24 protein-coding genes are annotated in these 22219 nt (G+C 59.5%); 10 read left to right on the top strand and 14 right to left on the bottom strand.

Translation table 11 applies throughout. The annotated features are described in order from the left end of the window. Positions 1 to 15 precede the first annotated feature (15 nt). From QF010_RS05390 to QF010_RS05375, 4 genes are all read left to right on the top strand, one after another. Positions 16 to 888: a branched-chain amino acid aminotransferase gene (locus QF010_RS05390; RefSeq protein ID WP_429511038.1), complete on the top strand. Its 873-nt coding sequence runs from the start codon at positions 16 to 18 to the stop codon at positions 886 to 888. A gap of 21 nt (positions 889 to 909) precedes the next feature. Beyond that, complete coding sequence (locus QF010_RS05385; RefSeq protein WP_429532555.1) at positions 910 to 1668, top strand: TauD/TfdA family dioxygenase; 759 nt, start codon at positions 910 to 912, stop codon at positions 1666 to 1668. A gap of 67 nt (positions 1669 to 1735) precedes the next feature. Continuing rightward, positions 1736 to 2695: a diiron oxygenase gene (locus QF010_RS05380; RefSeq protein ID WP_033061072.1), complete on the top strand. Its 960-nt coding sequence runs from the start codon at positions 1736 to 1738 to the stop codon at positions 2693 to 2695. A 14-nt stretch (positions 2696 to 2709) separates the two neighbouring features. After that, on the top strand, positions 2710 to 3510 hold the full coding sequence (locus QF010_RS05375) for an N-acyl homoserine lactonase family protein (RefSeq protein WP_033061073.1): 801 nt from the start codon (positions 2710 to 2712) through the stop codon (positions 3508 to 3510). Between the two features lie 117 nt (positions 3511 to 3627). Here the strand turns inward: QF010_RS05375 and QF010_RS05370 are convergent, their stop codons facing one another. From QF010_RS05370 to QF010_RS05350, 5 genes are all read right to left on the bottom strand, one after another. Beyond that, positions 3628 to 5058: an aminotransferase-like domain-containing protein gene (locus QF010_RS05370; protein ID WP_429511035.1), complete on the bottom strand. Its 1431-nt coding sequence runs from the start codon at positions 5056 to 5058 to the stop codon at positions 3628 to 3630. Positions 5059 to 5359: 301 nt separating this feature from the next. Continuing rightward, a complete protein-coding gene (locus tag QF010_RS05365) occupies positions 5360 to 6064 on the bottom strand; it encodes a hypothetical protein (RefSeq protein WP_429532554.1) in 705 nt (234 codons plus the stop codon). Between the two features lie 261 nt (positions 6065 to 6325). Beyond that, the gene (locus QF010_RS05360) at positions 6326 to 6508 is read right to left on the bottom strand and encodes a hypothetical protein (RefSeq protein ID WP_429511033.1); all 183 of its coding nucleotides are present in this window, start codon (positions 6506 to 6508) and stop codon (positions 6326 to 6328) included. Between the two features lie 64 nt (positions 6509 to 6572). Next, the gene (locus QF010_RS05355; protein ID WP_429511032.1) at positions 6573 to 8090 is read right to left on the bottom strand and encodes a sensor histidine kinase; all 1518 of its coding nucleotides are present in this window, start codon (positions 8088 to 8090) and stop codon (positions 6573 to 6575) included. After that, positions 8087 to 8803 carry a response regulator transcription factor gene (locus QF010_RS05350; RefSeq protein WP_429532553.1) on the bottom strand — a complete coding sequence of 239 codons (717 nt, stop codon included), beginning with the start codon at positions 8801 to 8803 and terminating at the stop codon, positions 8087 to 8089. Before QF010_RS05350 ends, QF010_RS05355 begins: the two co-directional genes overlap by 4 nt. Before the next feature lie 151 nt (positions 8804 to 8954). Between QF010_RS05350 and msrB the strand changes: the two genes are divergently transcribed. Genes msrB through msrA form a run of 3 tightly spaced genes read left to right on the top strand, consistent with a single transcriptional unit; the run spans position 8955 to position 12030 of the window. Next, on the top strand, positions 8955 to 9473 hold the full coding sequence (gene msrB / locus QF010_RS05345) for a peptide-methionine (R)-S-oxide reductase MsrB (RefSeq protein ID WP_429511031.1): 519 nt from the start codon (positions 8955 to 8957) through the stop codon (positions 9471 to 9473). 42 nt (positions 9474 to 9515) lie between these two features. Beyond that, on the top strand, positions 9516 to 11291 hold the full coding sequence (locus tag QF010_RS05340) for a cytochrome c biogenesis protein DipZ (RefSeq protein ID WP_429532552.1): 1776 nt from the start codon (positions 9516 to 9518) through the stop codon (positions 11289 to 11291). A 31-nt stretch (positions 11292 to 11322) separates the two neighbouring features. After that, entirely contained in the window at positions 11323 to 12030 is a 708-nt protein-coding gene (msrA, locus tag QF010_RS05335; protein WP_429532551.1) for a peptide-methionine (S)-S-oxide reductase MsrA, read from the top strand. Positions 12031 to 12042: 12 nt separating this feature from the next. Here msrA and QF010_RS05330 read toward each other — a convergent pair whose 3' ends face one another. The 3 genes from QF010_RS05330 to QF010_RS05320 form a co-directional block, all read right to left on the bottom strand. Further along, positions 12043 to 12447, bottom strand: a complete 405-nt coding sequence (locus QF010_RS05330; protein WP_429532550.1) for a GNAT family N-acetyltransferase — start codon at positions 12445 to 12447, stop codon at positions 12043 to 12045. After that, complete coding sequence (locus QF010_RS05325) at positions 12444 to 13457, bottom strand: sensor domain-containing diguanylate cyclase (RefSeq protein ID WP_429532549.1); 1014 nt, start codon at positions 13455 to 13457, stop codon at positions 12444 to 12446. The genes QF010_RS05330 and QF010_RS05325 overlap by 4 nt, the downstream gene beginning before the upstream one ends. A 75-nt stretch (positions 13458 to 13532) precedes the next feature. Then, positions 13533 to 14438, bottom strand: a complete 906-nt coding sequence (locus QF010_RS05320; RefSeq protein WP_429511026.1) for a LysR family transcriptional regulator — start codon at positions 14436 to 14438, stop codon at positions 13533 to 13535. Between the two features lie 102 nt (positions 14439 to 14540). Between QF010_RS05320 and QF010_RS05315 the strand changes: the two genes are divergently transcribed. Beyond that, positions 14541 to 15716 carry an aspartate aminotransferase family protein gene (locus tag QF010_RS05315; RefSeq protein ID WP_033061428.1) on the top strand — a complete coding sequence of 392 codons (1176 nt, stop codon included), beginning with the start codon at positions 14541 to 14543 and terminating at the stop codon, positions 15714 to 15716. 8 nt (positions 15717 to 15724) lie between these two features. Here QF010_RS05315 and QF010_RS05310 read toward each other — a convergent pair whose 3' ends face one another. The 6 genes from QF010_RS05310 to QF010_RS05285 form a co-directional block, all read right to left on the bottom strand. Then, the gene (locus tag QF010_RS05310; RefSeq protein ID WP_033061429.1) at positions 15725 to 15979 is read right to left on the bottom strand and encodes a Txe/YoeB family addiction module toxin; all 255 of its coding nucleotides are present in this window, start codon (positions 15977 to 15979) and stop codon (positions 15725 to 15727) included. Continuing rightward, positions 15976 to 16230, bottom strand: a complete 255-nt coding sequence (locus QF010_RS05305) for a type II toxin-antitoxin system prevent-host-death family antitoxin (protein WP_082069261.1) — start codon at positions 16228 to 16230, stop codon at positions 15976 to 15978. The genes QF010_RS05310 and QF010_RS05305 overlap by 4 nt, the downstream gene beginning before the upstream one ends. 182 nt (positions 16231 to 16412) lie before the next feature. Then, positions 16413 to 16922 (bottom strand): P-loop NTPase family protein, encoded by a 510-nt coding sequence (locus QF010_RS05300; RefSeq protein ID WP_429532548.1) that lies wholly within the window; start codon positions 16920 to 16922, stop codon positions 16413 to 16415. A 44-nt stretch (positions 16923 to 16966) separates the two neighbouring features. Then, complete coding sequence (locus tag QF010_RS05295) at positions 16967 to 18883, bottom strand: alkaline phosphatase D family protein (RefSeq protein ID WP_429532547.1); 1917 nt, start codon at positions 18881 to 18883, stop codon at positions 16967 to 16969. An 84-nt stretch (positions 18884 to 18967) separates the two neighbouring features. Beyond that, positions 18968 to 19231: a hypothetical protein gene (locus QF010_RS05290; RefSeq protein ID WP_046056936.1), complete on the bottom strand. Its 264-nt coding sequence runs from the start codon at positions 19229 to 19231 to the stop codon at positions 18968 to 18970. Beyond that, complete coding sequence (locus QF010_RS05285) at positions 19221 to 20012, bottom strand: MlaA family lipoprotein (RefSeq protein ID WP_429532546.1); 792 nt, start codon at positions 20010 to 20012, stop codon at positions 19221 to 19223. Before QF010_RS05285 ends, QF010_RS05290 begins: the two co-directional genes overlap by 11 nt. A 147-nt stretch (positions 20013 to 20159) precedes the next feature. On the opposite strand from QF010_RS05285, the gene QF010_RS05280 reads away from it, so the two are divergent. Together QF010_RS05280 and QF010_RS05275 are read left to right on the top strand one after the other, a co-directional pair. Beyond that, positions 20160 to 20870 (top strand): response regulator, encoded by a 711-nt coding sequence (locus QF010_RS05280; RefSeq protein ID WP_033061436.1) that lies wholly within the window; start codon positions 20160 to 20162, stop codon positions 20868 to 20870. Then, the gene (locus QF010_RS05275) at positions 20867 to 22204 is read left to right on the top strand and encodes an ATP-binding protein (protein WP_429532545.1); all 1338 of its coding nucleotides are present in this window, start codon (positions 20867 to 20869) and stop codon (positions 22202 to 22204) included. The genes QF010_RS05280 and QF010_RS05275 overlap by 4 nt, the downstream gene beginning before the upstream one ends. The last annotated feature ends 15 nt before the right edge of the window (positions 22205 to 22219 follow it).

Here is a 22219-nt window from a genome sequence, read left to right as displayed (position 1 = left end):
TCAGGAGATATGGATATGAGCGGTATTCCGTTTGATCAGCGAGAAGGTTTCATCTGGCTCGACGGCGAGTTTGTCGAGTGGTCCCAGGCCCGTCTGCATGTGCTGACCCACGGCCTGCATTACGCGAGCACGGTGTATGAAGGGGAGCGTGTCTACAACGGCAAGATCTTCAAACTGCGCGAACACAGCGAGCGTTTGTATCGCTCGGCTCAGTTGATGGATTTCGTCATTCCCTATGAGCTGGCCGAGCTGGAAGCGGCCAGCCATGAGCTGCTGCAACGCAACAACGTGGTCGACGGCTATCTGCGGCCGGTGGCATGGCGCGGCAGTGAAATGATTTCCACCTCGGCCCGCTTCAACAGCGTCCATGTGGCGATCGCCTGCTGGCAATGGCCGAGCTATTTCGACCCGGCCGGGCACATGGCCGGCATTCGCTTGAAAACCGCCGAGTGGCGTCGTCCACCACCGAGCTGCAGCCCGTTTGAAGCCAAGGCATCCGGGCATTATCAGATCGCCACGCTGAGCAAGCACGATGCTGAAAACAGCGGTTACCACGACGCCTTGATGCTCGATTGGCGCGGCAACGTTGCCGAAGCCACCAGCGCCAACGTGTTCTTCGTCAAAGGTCGGACGTTGCACACCCCGGTGCCGGATTGTTTCCTCAACGGCATTACCCGTCAGACCGTCATCGAACTGGCCAAGGCGCTGGATTACCAGGTGGTGGAGCGAACCATTGTTCCTACGGAGCTTGGCGACTTCGACGAGTGTTTTCTTACCGGTACCGCTGCCGAAATCACACCCGTGCAGCGCATCGATGAACATCACTATCGACCGGGCAACGCCTGCCGTGAATTCATTGCCGCCTACACCTCAACCGTCAACGCCTGATAAACCGCCAGGAATCTCACCATGTCAGATCAAGGGATTGTTGCGTCTAAACCTTACGTTTCACTGGGCCACCGCCACGAAGAGTTGTCGGCGCGAGGCTGGACAGTGCTGACGCCGGACGAGTTCGCCGACGATGTGCTCGGCACGCTGCATGAGTTCGGCCCGGTCATTCCGCAATTCAACGGGCAGACCGCGTTCGCCATCACCCGCAAGCCGGGGTACGAAGACTTGCCGTATTCCCAGAGCATGAACGGCATCGGCCCACACACCGAAGCACCGGTATATGGACCGCCGCCGCGTTACCTGGCGTTGCATTGTCATCAACAGGCTACGTGTGGTGGCGGGCATACAGGGCTGGTGGATGGTTATGAATTGCTGGCGTTTCTCGAACGCACCGACCCCGAGCTGCGTGAATGGATCGACGACACGCCTGTGGAATTCGTCGCTACCGCCAAACCCGGTGAAGCCGCGCAACGGCGGGTCAAGGAATACATCCTGACGCCTACAGAGGACGGGGACATTTTCCGCTTCAGCTACAACCAGTTTCACTACGGCGATGTGAATCCTTCCAAGGAAGCCCTGCTGCACTCGCAAGTCGCCAACAGCGCCTCGCCACTGGCCAGGTTTGCAGTCCTGGGCGAAGCGTATTTCGTCGAGCACAACACCCCGGTGCTGATTCCCGACGGATGCATGCTGATTTGGGACAACTGGCGAATGATCCACGCCCGTAGCCGATACACTGACCCGGCGCGAAACCTGACCCGCTATTGGCTGGCCTGATTCATCCGTCGCCCTTAATTCTATTGGCGTACCCGTCATCGGGTACGCGTCCTACAGGTATCGCGTCATGCAAACAGCAATCGAGATCGCCAAGGTCGATCATCAACTGGTCGTGCGACTGAATCAGGCGTGGACCAAAAGAGCCACCGTGTGTGCACCGGACAAGGCCGAGGCCAGCGAAGCATTCGACCCGACGCGCCCGGATTACCCGGAGTGCATGGTGCCGTTTTTCCATCATCCGAAATTCCAGACCCTGAGCGAAGAACTCAAAAGCACCGTGGTGACCTGGGGCTGGATCGGCTACAACCTGCGCACGGTGACCGCCGAAGAACACGTGGTGAACCCGGCGCTGAGCGTCATCGCCAATCAATACCTGGGCAAGGATGACTGGCATTTTCGCGAGGCCATGCAACAGACGTTGATCGACGAGCACTACCACACGCTCATGCACCTGCGGGCCATCGAACGGACCAAGCTGGAGCGGGCGCTCGATCAGGATCTGGATCTGCCGCCGTCGGTCACCTACCTGCGGCTGATCGCCCTGCGCGAAGAACTGCCGGAGCAGTGGCAGCGCGACCTCGCGGCGATCACCTTTGCGGTGGTGGCCGAGATCAGCGTCAACGCCTATCTGGATTTGCTGGCCGATGACCAGAGCATTCAACCGCAAAACCGCCGCGTGGCCGAACTGCATAACCGCGACGAATATGCCCACAGCAAGATTCTCGCTGAAGTGGCGAAGGTCATGTACGCGAACATGCAGCCGACCCAACGGGCGTTTTTCGCTCGCACGTTGTCGGTGGCGCTGAGTGCCTTTGTCGCCCAGGACTACTCGATGTGGGAGGCGATTCTCACGCAGCTAGGGGTCGAGGATGCCGCGCTGATCATCGCGGACACCCGGGAGAGCAACAAGAACGCCACGATCATGCGGGACTACAGTGGCCTGCACCGTCTGGCCCAGGATCTGGGGATAAGCGACGAGATCGATTTCGACTTCCGTCCGACCCTCAAAACCACCGCAGCGGCCTGAACCAGGAGGTGAATATGTCCGTTCCTGTGTACGAAGTATTCGCGATCCGTGTCGGCGCCAATGCCCAACGCACCGCCCGGGAGAACTTTCTCTACGATGCCTGCTGCGGCGATCCGAATGCGTCGATGCCGTTGGATTATTACTTCTGGGTCATTCGTAACGAGCAGCAGGTGATCGTGGTCGACACCTGTTTTCAACCGGCCACGGCAGACCGGCGCAACCGTCAGATGTATCGCCTGCCGGAAGAATCCCTACGCCAACTGGATATTGATCCGGCGCAGGTCGACAACCTGATCCTCACCCATTTGCACTGGGATCACGCTGGCAACCTGGGGCTTTTCCCCAAGGCCACGGTGCATTTGCAAGAAGCGGAACTGCGCTTCTGCACCGGGCCGAAAATGGCCCATCACACGGTGAACAAAACCTACGAGGTCGACGACGTGATGTCGGCGCTTCCACCGCTGTTTGAAGGCCGGATGCGCTTGCACACCGGCACGGTGGAGGTGGTTCCCGGTGTGACGTTGCACCCGGTGGGCGGGCATACACCGGGTAGCCAGGTGGTGCGGGTGAACACCGCGCGCGGGTGGATTGTTCTGGCCTCGGATGCCGCGCACTTGTGGGCCAACATCCGTCAGCGCAGTCCGTTTCCGATTCTGGATGATCTGGCGCAGACGCTTGAGGCGTTCAGCTTGATCGACAGCCTGGCCGACGGCGAGGATCACGTCATCCCCGGTCATGACCCACTGATTGCCGAGCGCTTCCCGCATTGGAATGACGATCCGCACATCATTTGCCTGCACCAAAACCCAATCTGAACCCAACGCTGAACCCTGTAGGAGCGAGGCTTGCCCGCGAAGAACGATTACGCGGTCGGTCAGACTGACCGCATTATCGTTCTTCGCGGGCAAGCCTCGCTCCTACAGTGGGTGTGTTCATCGCTGGTTTTTGAGGAGTTGGCCGAGAGTCGCCAGGGCTTCATCTATCCGCGGTGAATACGGCGCGCCGCAACCAATGCGCACAAAGTGATTGAAACGCTGGGCGTTGGAAAAGATATCCCCAGGTGAAATCTGGATGCCGGCCTTCAATGCCTCATGGAAAAACGCCATGGATGAATGGTGGCGCGGCAGTTCCACCCATAACAACGTACCGCCTCGAGGGGTGGTCACGCAGGTGCCGGCGGGAAAGTAGCGAATAATCGCCGCGCTCATTTGCTGGCGTTGTTGAGTCAGGATTTTCCTCAAACGGCGCAGGTAACGTTCGTAGGACGGTGTCTTCATGAACGCACTGACCGCCAATTGCGACAACGCCTCACATCCCCGGGACTGGGTGTGTTTGAGCATTTCCACGCGGTCGTGCCATTTCCCCGCGCTGATCCAGCCCAGGCGAATGCCCGGTGCCAGGGTTTTGTTCAGGGATGCGCAATAGATCACGTTGTCGGTGCGGTCCCAGTGCTTGAGCGTGGACAGCGGCTGCTCGGTATCCACCAGATCGCCATAGGTGTCGTCTTCGATCAACACCGTGGCGTGCTCGGCGCACAGTTGTACCAGCCGCGCCTTGTTGGCGTCGGGCATGATGCTGCCCAGCGGATTTTGCAGGTTGGGAATGACGATCAGCGCCTGAATCCGTTCGGGGCCTTGGAGCAATTGTTCAAGGGCGAACAGATTGATTCCGGCGTGCGCAGTCGCCGGGACCTCCAGCACCCGCAGGTTTAGACTTTCGAGAATTTGCAGCAAGCCGTAAAAGGTCGGTGACTCCACAGCCACGGTGTCACCCGGTTGGGTGACCGCGCGCAAGGCCAGGTTGATCGCTTCGGTCGCGCCGTTGGTGATCACGATCTTTTCCGCTGGCAGGTTGGACTTTGCGGTCAGCGCCCGTCGCGCAAGAATGCTGCGCAATGTGCTGTTGCCGCAGGTGGAGCCCGCCGCGCCGAGCAAGTGCGGATCGTGACGCAGCGCCTTGATCATATGATCTTGCAGGATCTTCAACGGATAGAGTTCCGACGCGCAGAAGGCACTGGCGAAATTGACCTTGATCGTCGCGCGCTGACTGGCTTTGAGGACCGATGACACCTGCTCGTGAATGCCGACGTAGACACCGGTGTCCAGCGGCGGGGGAGACGTGATCGGGATGGGTTTTCGCAACGTATCGGGCTGGCGAATGTAGTTGCCGGAGCGCGGCCGGGCTTCCAGCACGCCACAGTCCTCGAGTTCACGACAAACCTGCACGGCGGTCGACAGGCTGACGGCGTGTTTTTCCATCATCAGCCGAATGGAGGGAAATCGTTCACCGGTTTTCAAGGTGCCGCTGCGGATCGCGTCGAGGTAGTGGTTGGCCAACTGACGGTAAAGGGGAGTTGTGTTCATGATGACCTCAGCAATCGCACCACTGAAGTCTTGGGCTGGAAAGTGAGTTGACGCTCCCTGCAGGCGGACCCGTGGTGCTGAAGGGTTAAGGAAAAGTGTTTTTCTGGCGCCGAATCACCGTGGCATGAGTGCCTTTGGGCATTGATTGCCGAACGGGGTGGCACTTTGCAACTGTCTTGGTGTGGGCGATAACGACAGGAAGGGGAATTGTCGATTTTATAAAATCACGGGCAATAAAAAGCCCCGCTCTAGGGCGGGGCTCTTGGGTCAGTGGCGCTGAAAGCGCTACTGATGGAACGTGTTACTGCGCGGCGATGCTGAAGCCATCGAACGCGGTTTGCTGCTGAAGCGCGGTGATGATGTTCTTGCGGTTAACTGCTTGTTCGGCCCCGGCGTTGTCCAGGAAGGTCTCGCTTTCCAGCTCCGCTTCTTCGCCTTCGCCGACGAAGGTAAAGCCCAGGAACTCCAGTGCCTCACGGTCAACGTTCAGTCGCGAACGCGGGGTGCGCAGCGGCAGCGTGACGCTGATGCCGTCTTTGCTGATGGTGAACACTTCGACATCTTTCTTGGCGCGAGCAGCCTTGCTTTTGCTACTGCTCGGGTTGCTGATGGCCTGGTGGGTCTGGTTCAGCACTTTCAGTGCGAGGCCATAGACCAATTCCTGAAAGGCCGGGTCGTCCTTGAAGCTGGAGAGAATCCGGCTGATCGGGAATTTGCTGCTCAAGTCTTCCAGGGCGGCAATGTCGGCAGCCTCGGCGTCCTTGAGCTGCTTGAGTTCGCCCATCAAATCGTAGGCTTTATCGTCGTCGAAGCTGTCGTGAGCCTGGCGAATCGCGGCGCGCAGCTCGCGGATCTGGTCGCTTTCCCGGGTGGACTGGAAAGCGTCCAGGACCATCTCGCTGATGGTCTTGGCCTGGGGCACGTGCTGTGAAAGATTGATGGAGTTTTCGTATTCCGCTTTGGACGACAAGGTGACTACGGATTCAGCGGTATTGGAATCGGACATTGAAATTTCACTACTTCTTTTAACTTGGATTGAGGCGAGAAAGCTCTGGGCCTTTTCAGGCCGCCTAATCTATTGGACCGAGGCGGCGTTGTCACGGATGAACAGGCGGCTGGTCATCATTTTTGGCACCGCGGCTTTTAACCGGCGGCTATCTGAGGGCGTTTTGCCTGAAGTGCCAGCAGCAGCCGATAAAACTTCAACGCCCGACCGCTGATCAGTCCACAGACAAAACCCGAAGCCGACGCCTTGAGCAGCAACATCTCAAGAGTGGCGGTTCAGCGTCAGGTTCAGCGAATACAGTGACCAGACCAGCAAAATCGGCGCTGTGACGAACAATGAAGTTTTGCTTTCACGGGTCGGGGACAGGGCTTTGACACCGTAGTAGCACAGCAGTAGAAAAATCGCGTACACCCACAATGGGGTGTTTTGCAGGGTGTTGAGCATCGTGCAGCGTCCTTGCCGAAATGGGTGCCGGGATATTAGCCGTTGCTGCAGCCCTGGCAGTCGACTATTTCCCCAGCGAATTCAGATTCATCGACCGCACCGCCAATTGCTCGGCCGTTTGCTGATCCACCGCCAACGAAAAGCGGAAGGTCGCGCCGCGGCCGGGAACATCAACCAGCTGGATCTCGCGGCCGTGCAATTGCAGGATCCGGTGCACGATCCGCAACCCCAGTCCACCGTCACGCCGTGCGCCGCCAATGTTGAACGGGCGCAGGAACAGACCTTCGCGCAATTCGGCAGCAATGCCGGGGCCGGTGTCGCTGACGGTGACTTCGATAAAAGGTCCTTGAGGGCGCAGGCTGAGCTCGACTTCTCCCCCTTGCGGGGTGTGACGCAGGGCGTTGTCGAACAGGTTTGTGAGCACCCGCTCGATCAAGCCAAGGTCGGCGCAGGCTGCCGAAACATTGGATGCGAAGGTGGCCTTGAGTTCGACGTGACGCGCCTCGGCCGTCAGTTCGAACTTCTGGAAAATGTCCTGCACCAGATCGGTCAGCGAGAAGCGCTCCAGTACCGGTTGCACGAAGCCATGTTCCAGGCGCACCAGTTCCAGCAGCGATTGCGCCAGACCACCGACCTTGCGGCTTTGATCCAGCGCGATGCCCAGGTAACGGCGGCGGTCGGCGGGGGACAACGTGGCGTCCTTGAGCGACAAGGTTTCCAGATAACCGTGCAGCGAGGCCAGAGGCGTGCGCAGGTCGTGGGAGATGTTGGCCACCAGTTCGCGGCGTTCCTGATCCTGGCGGGTCAATGAGCGCCATTGCTCGCCGAGGCGTGCCTGCATCTGCCGGAAGGTGGCGTCGAGTATGGCAATTTCATCGTGGCTGGCGGCTTTTTCCATCGGAGCGGATGCAGGTGGCGTTACCGGAGCGCCATCAATGTCGAACCGGCTGACGGTTTCGGTCAAACGGCGCAAAGGTCGGGTGATGAGGGCGAATGCCGTGAGACCGGCAATCAGGCACAGCAACGCCACCAGCCCGATGGACAACAGCGCGGTATTCAGCGCGGCGCTGGTGGCGCCGCGTTCGGCGAAGCGGTCGTGTTCTTCGCTGAGCAGCACTACATAGAGATAACCCACCTGTTTGCCATTGACCTGCAATGGCGCGGCGCTGAACACTTTGCGGCCATCGACGCTGCGCGGATCGTCGCCGAGAATCGGCAGGGCATCGCCCTTGAGCAGACGCTGGATCGGCGTCAGGTCGACCCGCTCCCGATGTATCCGACCCTCGGGCGCAGCACTGCCGACAATCCGGCCCTCGGGGTCGAGCAGATAGACCTCGACACTGGGATTGACCAGCATCAGTTGGCTGAACAGGTCGCGCACGGCGTCGGGCATCAGGCCTTGGGTGTCCATCAGCACGGTGTCATGGGCGATGTGCCGGGCCAGATCCCGCGACAACCCTTGCACCACTTCCAGCTCATGCATCTTGTTGGACCGCACCTGCATCCAGGCCGACGTGCCGCAGCACACCAGCAGCAACAGGGCGAATACCAGAGACAGGCGCTGAGTCAGGGTCAGTTTCACGTCTGCACCTCCCTGGCCGCGAATTTGTAGCCGCGTCCCCACACCGTGAGGATGCGCGCCGGTTGCGCCGGATCGGCCTCGATCTTTGCCCGCAGGCGGTTGATGTGAGTGTTGACCGTGTGCTCGTAGCCTTCATGGCTGTAGCCCCAGACGGCGTTGAGCAGGTCCATGCGCGAGAACACTTTGCCGGGCTGACGGGCGAAGAAATACAACAGGTCGAACTCCCGTGGCGTGAGGTCGAGGCGGCGACCGTCAAGGGACACATCGCGCGTGATCGGGTCGATGGCGAGGCCGTCCGTGATCAGGCTGCCGGCGTCCATTTTCAGGTTGCGGGCCATGGCGTCGACCCGTCGCAACAGGGCTTTTACCCGGGCCACCAGTTCGAGCATCGAAAAGGGTTTGGCCAGGTAATCGTCGGCGCCGAGTTCGAGCCCGAGAATCCGGTGCACTTCGCTGGAACGCGCACTGGTAATGATGATCGGTGTGTAGCGGGCCATGGCGCGGGCGCGGCGGCAGATTTCCAGGCCGTCGACGCCGGGCAGCATCAGGTCGAGGATCAGTGCGTCCCAGCTTCCTTGCTGCAGCAGGCGCATGCCTTCATCGCCATCGGCGCAGTGCACCACCTCGAACTGCTCATCGCGTAGATGCAGGCAGATAAGGTCGGCGATATGCAGGTCGTCCTCGACCACAAGGACGCGTTTGGTCTGTTCCATCAAGCTCAATCCTTCGGCGCAATGAGCGCATTGTGCGGGTTTTTCGGGGCCTGAGTTATCACGAATTGTTTAACTTCTCGTGAGGATTTGGCGATCAACCCAAGCCTAGGCTGTGTTCCATGACAGGCCCCTGGAATTTTCGGAGACGACCATGTTTTCACGGCGACAGTTTCTCGTAGCAAGCGGCGGGCTAGGCGCTGCAGCCCTGGTCATCGGTGTATTGCCAAAATTTGCCGCGCGTTCTGCACTGGTCAGTGATGCCGGCGCGGCGGAGGTGTTCGAGGTGACTCACAGCGATAGTGAATGGCGCGCCATGCTCAGCGCCGAGCAGTACGAAATCCTGCGCGAAGAGGGCACTGAACGGGCCTACAGCAGCCCGCTGAACAATGAGCACCGCGAAGGTACGTTTGCCTGTGCCGGTTGCGAGCTGCCGCTGTTTTCTTCCGCGACCAAGTTCGACAGCCGAACCGGTTGGCCGAGTTTCTGGGCACCGCTGGACAAGGCGGTGGCCACTCGTCAGGACCGTTCCTTCGGGGTGCTGCGCGAAGAAGTCCACTGCCGGCGTTGCGGCGGTCATTTGGGCCATGTTTTCGACGATGGGCCAAAACCCACCGGTTTGCGTTACTGCATGAACGGCCTTGCGATGACGTTTGTGCCGCAGACGGCTTGATCCGCGGGTACTCCCTTCCACTCATTTTTGCAGGTCGACGTTATGTGGCTTCTGGTCCTCGCTTATCTCGGTGGTGTGCTGACGATTGTCAGCCCGTGCATCCTGCCGGTGCTGCCCTTTGTCTTCGCTCGCACCGGGCAGCCGTTTATGAAGAGCGGGTTGCCGCTATTGGCGGGAATGGCACTGACTTTTGCGCTCGTCGCCTCGCTGGCGGCGGTGGGCGGTGGTTGGGTGGTGCAAGTCAATCAGTATGGTCGCTGGCTCGCGTTGCTGTTCGTTGCTCTGTTCGGGCTGACGCTGTTGTTGCCTCAATTGGCCGAGCGTCTGACCCGACCACTGGTGGCAGCGGGCAGTCGGTTGTCGGAAGCCGCGGGCGCCGATGCACGGCCGCGTCCCGGCGCTTCGTTCCTGATCGGTGTCGCCACGGGCCTGCTCTGGGCGCCGTGCGCCGGGCCGATTCTGGGTCTGTTGCTGACCGGGGCAGCGCTGCAAGGGGCAAGCATCGCAACCACCTTGTTGTTGCTGGCCTACGCCGCGGGTGCTGCAACTTCCCTCGCGGTGGCGTTGCTGCTGGGCGGTAAAGTCTTTGCGGCAATGAAGCGTTCCATCGGCGCTGGCGAGTGGCTGCGTCGAGGTCTGGGCGCCATGATGCTGGCCGGTGTCGCGGCCATCGCCCTGGGGCTCGACACCGGGATTCTGGCGCGGGTTTCGACGGCGTCCACCGGCGGTATCGAGCAGGCGTTGGTGGGGCGGCTGGCCGGCAAATCACCAAATGGTAGCGGGGCGATGATGGCGCAGGTTCCGAGTTCGGGAAGTGCAATGAAAGCGGCTGACAAAGCGCCGGACGCATTGCCGATTGAAGGCAACCTTCCACCGCTGGATGGCGCGGTGCAATGGCTCAACTCGCCACCCCTCACAGCGCAGGCCTTGAAAGGCAAAGTCGTGCTGGTGGATTTCTGGACTTACTCCTGCATCAATTGCCTGCGCACACTGCCCTATGTGAAGGCTTGGGCCGAGAAGTACCGCGATCAGGGATTGGTGGTGATTGGCGTCCATGCGCCAGAGTTTGCTTTCGAGCGAGACGTAGGCAATGTCACCAAAGCCATGAAGGACCTGGGCATCAACTACCCGGTGGCCATCGATAATGACTTCAAGGTCTGGCGAGCGTTCAACAACCAATACTGGCCGGCCCACTACTTTGCCGACGCTCAAGGTCGCATCCGTTATCACCATTTTGGCGAGGGCGAGTACGCCGAATCGGAGCGGGTGATCCAGCAACTGCTGCGCGAAGCAGGTGCCGCGAAGGTCGCGGACGGCCTGATCAATGCCAGCGCCGAAGGTGTTCAACTGGCTCCTGACATGAACGAAGTGCAATCGCCGGAAACCTATGTCGGCTACCAGCGTGCCGAGCATTTCGTGCCTGAAACCAGCCTGGTGCCGGACAAAGTGTCGGCCTATAGCGCTCCATCACAATTGGCACTCAACGACTGGAGCCTGGCCGGTCAATGGAATGTCGGCTCGGAGCGAGCGACTTCTAGCGCCCCGGCCAGTCGCATCGTCTACCGCTTCCATGCCCGCGATCTGCACCTGGTGCTGGGGCCTGGCACTGACGGTAAACCGGTGCGTTTCAAAGTGTTGATTGACGGAAAAGTCCCCGGCGATGCCCACGGTACCGACGTGGCGCCCGACGGTAGCGGCAGCGTGACTGAACAACGCTTGTACCAATTGGTGCGCCAAACCGGTGGCGTGACGGATCGGACCTTCAGCATCGAGTTTCTCGACTCCGGAGTGTCGGCGTATGCGTTTACGTTCGGTTGATCGTCATCCCATTCATTCAGGAATCAGCCTCATGAAAACCCTATTCACCTGGCGCCGCACCCTGTTGGGCCTGGCCGGTGCCGGCGTCATCGGCCAATGCCTGGCGTTCTCCTTCGGTGCGGCGGAAGACGCGGTCATCATTCCTCCACCCACCCTCGACGAAACCACCCAGGCCCACAGCGAAACCGCAGTGTTTGCTGGCGGTTGCTTCTGGGGCGTTCAAGGTGTGTTCCAGCATGTCAAAGGGGTGAAGAATGCGGTCTCCGGTTACGCCGGCGGTGCAGCCAACACGGCTCAGTACGAGCGGGTCAGCAGTGGCGATACCGGTCATGCGGAATCCGTCGAAGTCACCTTCGACCCCCGTCAGGTCAGCTACGGTACCTTGCTGCAAATCTACTTCTCGGTGGCTCACAACCCTACCGAACTCAACCGTCAGGGACCTGACCACGGCACTCAGTATCGCTCGGCGCTTTTCCCGGAAAACAGCGAACAGCAACGTGTCGCCCAGGCCTACATCGCCCAGCTGGACGCTACTCGTTCGTTCAACAAACCCATTGTCACCAAGCTGGAGACCTACAACGGTTTCTACCCGGCGGAGGAGGAACATCAGGACTTTCTGACCGAGCACCCGACCTATCCGTACATTGTGATCAACGATCTACCGAAGGTCGCGCAGCTGAAAAAGCTTTATCCGGATCGGTACCAGGAGAAACCGGTGTTGGTGAAGGCGGGGATGTGAATGGCGGGTTGGCTATTTACGACGCGGGCGCTCCATCGCAATGGTCGAGGTTTCAAACCCCAGGCTTGAAAAGAAATCCGAAGCACCTTCCCGGCCTGCTCGCAGAACCCAGGTCATGTCGGTGTTCTCGCCCATGACATGCTCGACCAGCGCGCGCCCGACACCTTCACGTCGATGTTGTCCACAGACAACGACCATCGACAGATAACCGTTTGATAGGCCGTCTGTGATGCCTCGGGCAAAACCAATAATTTTGGAGTCCTTCATAGCAAGGGCTGTGCGTTGGGAGTGAGTGATCAACTGAGCAAAATGTTTAGCGGAACCTGTGCGGTGAGCCCATCCGTTTTGCCCCAGGAAAAGGCGCACGGACTCGACTTCCGAAGGGAGTACATCGCGGACATGCAAGGCGTTGTTCATCCGGAAATCACATTCTTGCCCGCGATCTTCGACCGATACAGCGCCTGATCGGCCCTGGCCAGCAGTCCGGTCTGTTGTTCTTCGTCAAAGCGCTGAACCACGCCAAAACTCATGGTCACTTGAAAGTCCCCCACTGGCAGCAGGCTTGCGAGGTCATGGCGGATACGTTCGGCGAGGGTCCGGGCGTCGGCGAGTGGTGTATTGGGAAGGATCAGGATGAACTCATCGCCACCCCAACGGGCGAGCAGATCACCCTCGCGTACGCAGTGCTTCACGCTCTCGATCACCTGCACCAATGCTGCATCGCCCAGCGCGTGGCCATAGTGATCGTTGATGTTCTTGAAGTCGTCGATGTCCATCGCAATCAGCGACAGCGGTTGTCGAAAGCGTTGGGCGCGGTCGCATTCCTGGGGCAGGGCTTTTTCCAGAAGGTAACGATTGGCGATTGAGGTCAGTGTGTCGGTTTCCGCCAGTTTTCGGTTTTCTTCGAGTTGGATTTGCAGTTGCTGATTGACGCGAGACAGTTCTCGGGTGCGTTCTTCAACGATCGCTTCCAGGGATTGGTTGCGCCGTTCAAGTGCTTCGTACAGACGCTTCTTGTCTTCAATGCTGCGGTGCGCGCCGACCATCCGCGCCACCGAGCCGTCGGCATTGCGTGCCAGTACGTAGCCACGGTCTTCGATCCAGATATAGCTGCCATTCTGCATGCGGCAGCGATACTCGGCCTGATAGCCGGGTGCGCGCTGATTCAGGTAGTCATCGAACAGCGTCATGACCTGCTGGTAATCGTCGGGATGGATCACGTTTTCCCAGGTCAACACGTTGTTATCCAGGGAATGAGGCGGGTAGCCGAGCATCTCGTACCACCCGGGGTTGCGATAGACGAACCCGGTGTTGGCGTTCCAGTCCCAGATGCCGTCGCTGACCAGCTCCAGAATGGTGTGCAGCATGTCTTCGTTCAAATCCGACAGATTGAACTTCAATGGCTCGATATTCGACGCTTCACCCATCTCCGCACTCCCTGCCGCCCTGATATCTAAGTGACCCGCCTGTCGAGGAGATTAGTCGATGGCGTATTGAGCCCGCTAGTGCTTGCCCCATCTCTGCAAGGCAAAGTCGACGAAACTACGCAGTTTTGGCAAACGGTAGCGATCCTGGGCATACATCAGGTTCATCGGTCGGCTCGGCGGCAAGTAATTGGGCATCAATGCCACCAGTTTTCCGTCCTTGAGATCTTGCTCCATCAACGCATCAGGCAACACAACGATGCCCATGCCGGTTCGCGCCGCTTGATGCAGTCCTGCCGAACTGTTGATCAGCATCGGTCCATTGACCGCTACCGCCACTTCGCCTTCGGGACCGGTCAGGCGCCAATGTTTTTCCACCGACTGCCAGTCATCCCCGGCCGGATAGGCAAAGGACAGACAGTCGTGGTGTTGCAGATCGTCAGGTTTCTGCGGTGTGCCTTTGCGCGCCAGGTACTCCGGTGATGCACACATGGTCAGGCTGTAGTCGAGGAGTGGACGGGCGATCAAGTGGGCCTCCTCGGTATTGCCCAGACGAAATGCCACGTCGAAACCGTTTTCGATCAGGTCCGGACGGCGATTGGTGAGGACCACATCCAATTTGACGCGTGGACACAGCAGGGTGAATTCACTCAGGGCTGGCGCCAGTTTTTCGCTGCCGAACGTCAGCGGTGCGGTGATGCGCAAGGTGCCACTGGGTTCGTCGAGGGCTTGCTCGGCCAACCGTTCGGAGTCGGCCACCAGCCCCAGCACTTCGAGGCAGCGCTGGTAATACGCAGTGCCAAATTCCGTTAACCGCTGGCGTCGCGTCGTTCGGTGGAGCAGGCGCACACCCAGGCGTTGCTCCAGCGCCCGCAGGTGATTGCCGACCATGGTGGTGGACATTTCGCACTGCAACGCGGCGGCGGTCATGCTGCCGGTTTCCACCACTTTGACGTAAACGGTCATTGCCTGGAATAAATCCATTATCAAGCCCAGCTTTAAAATGATTGAAGTGTTGCAGCGTTTATCTAGCTCAGGTGGCTAACCATACTGCAAAAACACCGACCATTGATGGAGCTTAATGTCATGACCGCCGCCTGCCTGATGACCACTTACCAACCCTTGGCCTTGGGTTTCAGCAAGGGCCTGGGCACACGCCTGTGGGATCAGGCGGGTCGTGAATACCTGGACGCGGTGGCGGGCGTGGCAGTGACCAACGTCGGTCACTCCCATCCGAAAATTGTCTCGGCCATCAGCGAACAGGCCGGGTTGCTGTTGCACACTTCCAACCTCTACAGCATTGATTGGCAACAGCGGCTGGCGCAGAAATTGACGCAATTGGCGGGCATGGAGCGAGCCTTCTTCAACAACTCCGGTGCCGAAGCCAACGAGACGGCGCTGAAACTCGCTCGGTTGTATGGCTGGCAAAAAGGCATTGAACAACCGCTGGTGGTGGTCATGGAAAACGCTTTTCACGGCCGGACCCTGGGCACCTTGTCCGCCAGTGATGGCCCGGCCGTGCGCCTGGGCTTCAACGAGTTGCCGGGGGACTTCGTCAAAGTGCCATTCGGTGACCTCAAGGCGCTGGAAAAGGTGCAGCAAACTCACGGCCTGCGCATTGTGGCGATCCTGATGGAACCGATTCAGGGTGAAAGTGGTGTCCAAATGGCCCCGCCCGGTTATTTGAAAGCCATTCGCGAACTCTGCACTCGGCGCTCGTGGTTGTTGATGCTCGACGAAATCCAGACCGGCATTGGCCGCACCGGCCAGTGGTTCGCCTTTCAGCACGAAGGCATCGTTCCGGACGTCATGACCCTGGCCAAAGGCCTCGGCAACGGTATTCCAATCGGCGCCTGCCTGGCCCGAGGCAAAGCCGCCGACCTCTTTACCCCCGGCAGTCACGGCAGCACCTTCGGCGGCAATCCACTGGCCTGCCGGGTCGGTTGCACCGTGCTGGAAATCATCGAAGAACAAGGGCTGCTGGAAAACGCCAAACTTCAGGGCGAGCGTTTGCTGGCCAGATTGCGCATCGAATTGGCGGACGACCCGAACGTCCTGGAGATCCGCGGCCTGGGATTGATGATTGGCATCGAACTCAAACAGCCGATTCGCGACCTGACCCTGATCGCAGCGCGGGATCACGGTTTGCTGATCAACGTGACACGGGGCAAGACCATTCGCTTGCTGCCGCCGCTGACAATTGATGAGCGGGAAGTGGAGATGATTGTCAGAGGGGTTTGTCGGGCGGTGAAAGTGGCCTGAGATTTATCTCAGTAGTGGTATCTACACATCACGATGCGTATTTCACCGTCCTCGACTGCGTAGACCAAGCGATGCTCGGCAGTGATTCGCCGAGACCAGAAGCCGCTCAAATTGTGTTTGAGCGGCTCAGGTTTACCCACGCCTTCAAATGGCTCCCGCTGAATCGCTTTAATCAACAGGTTGATTCGTTTGAGGCCGGCCTTGTCGTTTTGTTGGAACCATAGGTAGTCGTCCCAACCTTCTGTAGTGAACTCGATATTCATTCTTCGATGAGTTGCCTTGCTTTGGTTTTCCCTGCTCGCAGGTTGCCGATCGATTTGATCAGACGTTCAGCATTGGCAGGAGAACGAAGCAGATAGGCTGTCTCTTCGAGGGCGTTGTATTCCGCCAGAGACATCATCACCACGGGTTCGCCTTTCTGGCGCGTTACCAACAATGGGGCGCGGTCTTCATTTACCCGATCCATGGTTTCTGCAAGGTGTGCACGTGCTGTGGTGTAGTTAATGGTTTGCATGTTGTAGTCCTCGCTCAATGCAAAGAACGTACAGAAATGAGTACAGGATGACAAGGTGATACCTACGAGTGGTCGTTACGCAGACGATGCATCTACGTTTGTACTGAGTATCGCCGATGATTCTTCGAGACGTTTCCGTGATCGATGTAATCCCGATCCGATTAACACGCCATCCCCAGCGCTCAAATGCGCCAGGTGCGGGGTGGAGAATGGATAAAATCATTCATTTGCGCTCGGCTCACGAGTTGCCGTTTCGAACCGCTAAACTCTTCGAACAGACGCTGATGCGCGGCAAATCCACTGGACTCTTCGCGCATACGATAGCTGCCGGCCCAGTCGAGCAACGCAATCAACAACTCGTCATTCTTGTCCCGCTGTGCTTCTCGCTGACGAACATTGGCGACACATTCTTCATCATCAAGACACAGCCAGATCAGTGCTGTCGCCCGGGGCAAGAGTTCGCTGATGATCCAGCCGTAAACGCCTTCGATCACCCAGCGCTCTTCACTGGCCACCACCCGTGCCATGCCCAGCGCCTCGGCACGGGGGCGGGCGATGCTGTGTTCGTCGGACAACCAGTGAATCGAATCGAGATCGACCCACGGCACTTGCAGGTGGTTGGCCAGACGTTCGGCCAGCCAGCTTTTGCCGGAACCGGAGTTGCCGATGATCAGGGTTCGGGTGAGGTTCATGAGCAACGCCGATCTTGTACGCAGAGCGTGGGAACGATCAGCCTTCAGTCATCATTCTCAGGCGCAACCATCCGGGTCTTCGGCGAACCGTTTGAGTTGTGCTGATAGATCTCTTGCGGCTGTCCTTTTTCATTAAAGAACACTTGCCCGATCCCCGCCGAATTCCAAAGTCGTTCACCCGCTTCAGCATGTTCCGGGACATGGGGAACAATGCGCATGCGTCGGCGTTTGGTCAGCCAGTTGAGCGGCGAGCGGGGCGAGTAGAGCCAGCGGTTGAGGCGGTCGAACCACTCGAGCAGCGCCGGCGGAAATTCGTTTTTGATACCGCTGCTGGTGATCTGCCAGATGCGCGGGCCGGCCTTGCGGTGTCGGATCAGTACTTCGTAGACGAAGGAATAATGCACATCACCCGACAGCACCACGTAGTTACCGGGTGTGCGCGAGTGTCGGAAAATGTTCAGGATCACCTGGGCCGCACCGCGATGGGCCATCCAGTTTTCGGCATCCACCAGCAGGGGATAACCGCACCAACTGAAGACGCGCTGCACGGTTTCGATCAGTTTTACGCCGAAGATCGGTGCCGGCGAAACGATGATTGCCGAAGGGTGATCGAGCAGATCCTGTTGCAGTTCGCTGAGGGCTTCCCAGTCCAGCAGACCCGAAGGCTGCTTGAGGTTCATCTCACTGCGCCAGCGCCGGGTGCGGGTGTCGAGCACGACGATGGCCGGGCGGGTGGGCAACACGTAATGCCAGTTCTGAAATCTCAGCAGTTCATCAATCAACGCGTCCTGAATGTCACTGTCAAGGTAGCGGTCATGCCCGGTCGCGCTCAATCCTCCCGCCTTATTCAGCACCGCGCCGAACGCATCCGGGTTGTTGCCCCAGCCCTGGCACAGCATGTAAGCAATCAGCGCGTTGCCGATGATGCGCCGGGAGAACGGATGGCCGTAGGCCGTTTCCTCCCATTGCGCGGAAAGATTCCAGTCATCGGTAATATCGTGGTCGTCGAAAATCATCAGGCACGGCAGGTGAGCGAGTGCTCGGGCGACGCCTCCCAGACCGGCCTGGAAGCCATCGATGCGCGTCTGCTCAAGGGCATAACGCTCGCGTCTTGCAGGCGTCAGTGCCGGTGGTTGCGGGGCGATCAAGGTCCAGGGTGTCGGCGACCAGACCAGCAGGTACATGGCCATGACTTCGGCGAACGTCACCAGATGGTTATCGGCACTGCTGCTGGTGAAAATCGGCTTACGCGCCCCACCGAAAAATCGCTCGCGCAGGGTTTCGTTGCTCTCCAGCGCCGGTAACAAATCCGCACGATGGTAGTAGCTGGCGGGGTGCTCGTAGAGCTTGGCGCTGTCGCTGACCACCGCGCCTTCGAGGTGCTCTTCGAACAGCCCCAGTCGCTTGATCAAGGCATGGATGGCTCGCAGCATCGGGCCCGCGACATCGTCGGCATAAACCTGATCGCCGCTCATCATCAACAGCGCCGGGCGTTTGTGTGCGTCCGGCTCGGCCTCCAGCAAACGATCGACGCACAGCAAACCGTCCGGGGCCGGATGGTGAGGTTTGCGGCAGGAGCCGTGCAACAGATGATCGGCCCGTTTACGCAGGACGAAGTTTGGGCAACGGGCGTTGCGGTACAGCAAGTGCGGGGCCCAATCGGCGATGCCGGCGCCAGTGTCGTCAATCAGCAGGTCGTATTCGATTAACGTGTCGCAGGGTAGGGCGGTGTCCAGCGACACGTCGATCAAATGAACAAAGGCCTGGGTGCCCACCGCAATGACCGTGCACTGTCTCGCATCGAGGTGGATAGCGTCGCGATCTTGCAGACACAACGTCAGCGTCAACGCCCGCGACCCCACCAGCCACATCACCAACCGCGTCGGTTCCAGCCGCCGCAACAGCGGCCCGACCAGGACGGGTGGCAGGGATTGATGATTGTCAGGCAGCGGCAAAGACATGGATATCCGGGTTTTTGGAACAGAGAAGCGCGGGATGATAACGCAGCTGACGTCAATGAAACGCAACGGGCCCGAATCTGACAATCAAGGCAACTGCTCGCTGTCGGCCTTTATTACATCCGTCTCGCCATTGGCCACGAGCCAGCGAAACAGCTCCGTCACGGACACCGTGTGGCTACGCTCGATCCATCGCACCAGCGCCGGGCCATAGTGTTCGGTGTAGCGGGTGAGTACCAGATGGCGACAGTCCGCTGACAGGCGCAGGGTAATTTCCCGACAGTTCAAAGTGGCCGGGTCGGGCTGGATGACCCGTTGCTGCAGAATCAGGCTATTGCCTTCAGAAACCATCGGCCGGTGCTCCTGTGCATTGATGTTTGGTTGTCTGCGCCGAGCCTTGTTTGCCATCGACCACGTAAGCGGCACGATGCTCGGCGACTACGTTGCGTAACGCGCTGTAGTAGTCCGGCAGTTTTTGCAGGCTGTCGGTCAGCGGTAAGGCTTCTGCGCGGTCATCGACGATGCCGCCGACAGTGCTGATGGTGGACAACGTGTCCACGGTGTCGCTGTTGCTACCGAACGGATCGATCACAAAACCGAGCACGCGGCCGACGGCGTCGCGGCTGTTGGAAGTGCCGAGCAAAGGCAGTTCGACGATCGGCCCGTTGCCGATGCCCCACACGCCGAATGTCTGACCGAAATCTGCGTCGTGACGCGGGATGCCGGCCATGCCGGAGACGTCGATCAAGCCCACCACGCCGACGGTGGTGTTGAGCACGAAACGCCCCAGTGTATTGGCCGAGCGCATCGGGTTGCCTTGCAGCAGGTCATTGATGAACACCTTGGGCTCGCCAAAGTTCGTGACAAAGTTATGCACACCGGTCTGGAAAAAGTCCGGCGAGTAGCGATAGCCGCGAGCGACCGGCGCCAGGGCGTAGTCATCGACCACCCGGTTAAACGCGAAGACCCCACGATTGAATGGTTCCGCCGGGTCGTACACCGAATAGGCGATGTCGGCGCAACTCACCTCGGTGGTGGACGGCGGCTGACTGCTGCAGCCCGCCAGGCCTGCGGTCAGCACAGCAATCGAGGTGTTGCGGGTCAGCCAGGGAGCACACTTGAAAGGCAACATGGACGCGATTCTCGGGAGGAATTCGCCGAGATGCTGAGCCCCAAGCCTTGCTCAAAGATGTCTGGTTTATTGCAGGATTGAAATATATGACGCGCTGCCGTGAATAGTTTTAGATGGCGGTTCCATTCGCCCCTTAAGTGACCTTTGGTGAACAGTCTTTTAATTGTGGACGACGACCTTGAGGTCCTCGATCTACTGAAAAAATTCTTCGTGCAACACGGCTATAGCGTCGAAGTCGCCACCGACGGCGCGTCGCTGTGGGCGGCCATCGAGCGCCAGCCGCCAGACCTGATCATTCTTGACGTGATGTTGCCGGGGGACAGCGGGCTGATTCTGTGCCAGCAACTGCGGATTCGCTACGCAATGCCGGTGATCATGCTCACGGCCATGGGTGAACTCAGCGACCGGGTGGTCGGCCTGGAACTGGGCGCTGACGATTACCTGACCAAACCCTTCGACGCCCGCGAACTGCTGGCCCGCGTGCGCGCCGTGCTGCGCCGCGTGGACGAGCGCCGTCCGGTATCGCAGGAACGGCCACGGCCGCTGATCGACTTCGCCGACTGGCACCTGGACGTCACCCGTCGGGAGCTGCGTTCGCCGGACAATGTGATGATTCCGCTGTCGGCCGGTGAGTTTGACTTGCTGCTGGTCTTCGTCGAACACCCGCAGCGCATCCTCACCCGCGAGCAATTGCTGGACCTGGCGCGTGGGCATTGCCATGAAGCGTTCGATCGCAGCATCGACGTTCAAGTCAGCCGCCTGCGGCGCAAACTCGAGTCCGACACCAAACGGCCGGCGATGATACGCACCGTGCGCAACGGCGGTTACCTGTTCACGCCCAGCGTGACGCGGCGATGAGTTGGTTGAAGCGGATTCGTCGGGACACGGTCGCGCGCTGGATCGCCTTGACGATCATTTTGGCCATGCTCATTTCACTGGCGCTCAACGGGCTGTTTATTCAACTGGCCGGCGTCTGGGCGCGCCCGCCGCTGACCGAAACCGGCCTGCTGGAAAAAGCTGCCGCCATCAGCCGCATCATCGAGGCCGCTCCTGCGCCCCTGCGCAACCCGTTGGCGCAAGCCGCCAGCGAGAACGGCTTCACCGTCAGTTGGCACCCGGACCGCCACGATCTCAATCTGCCGGCCGTGGACGATCCGAAGTCCGACATCGGCTCGACCATTCTGCAGCCGATGCTCAGAGCCCCTGACCGGCGCATCGAAGCCTATGAGCCAGCCGACTGGACGGAGCACACGGCGGACGCGCATTACGCGCTGCTGATCGAGCTATCGGATTCGACATGGCTGATGTTCTCCGCGCCCTCGCGCAGTTGGGGCCTCGACGAAACGCCACGCTACCTGATCGTGATCCTGCTGGTGCTGATCTCCACCGCCCTGGTCGCGCTGATCGCCACCCGGCGCCTTGCCACGCCGTTGCAGCACTTTGCCGAAGGTGCCCGACGCTTCGGCGTGGACTTCCGCGCCCCACCCATCGAACCGCTGGGCCCACAGGAAATCCGCCAGGCAATTCTCGCCTTCAACGCTATGCAGGCCCAGTTGCAACACTTCATCCGCGACCGCACACAAATGCTCGCCGCCATCTCCCACGACCTGCGCGCGCCTCTGACGCGGATGCGTTTGCGGGGCGAATTCATAGAAGACAGCGAGCAACAGCAGCGGTTGTTTCGTGATGTGGATGAAATGCAGGCGATGATCAACTCGGCGTTGGAGTTCTTCCGCGATGATGCCCGGCTTGAGCCGGCGACCCAGTTTGATCTGGCGGAACTGCTGCAAACGCTGCTGGATGATTACCGTGATCAGGGTGTCGAGATTGCTTTCAGTGGGCCGCTGCGGTGGGTGTATTTCGGGCGACCGCTGGGGCTTAAGCGGGTGATGACCAATCTGCTGGATAACGCGATCAAGTACGGGAGTGAGCCAGCGATGGAACTGATTCCCGGAGCCGGTGAGGTGAGGATCAAAGTGCTGGACCGTGGGCCGGGTATTCCGGAGGCCAGTCTTGAACAGGTTTTTGCACCGTTCTTCCGCATGGAAGGTTCGCGGAACAAAAGCACGGGGGGCGTTGGTTTGGGGTTATCGGCGGCGCGGGCGATTGTGCTGGAACACGGAGGCGAGCTGACACTGCGTAATCGGTCGAAGGGCGGGTTGGAGGCGTTGGTTGTGTTGCCGGTGCATTAGTCCCGAAAGACTCAC

It is taken from the genome of Pseudomonas silensiensis (assembly GCF_050434865.1).
Lineage (GTDB): Bacteria > Pseudomonadota > Gammaproteobacteria > Pseudomonadales > Pseudomonadaceae > Aquipseudomonas > Aquipseudomonas fluorescens_W.
The sequence above is the reverse complement of the archived record's forward strand: the minus strand, read 5'-3'. Positions and strand labels throughout refer to the sequence as shown.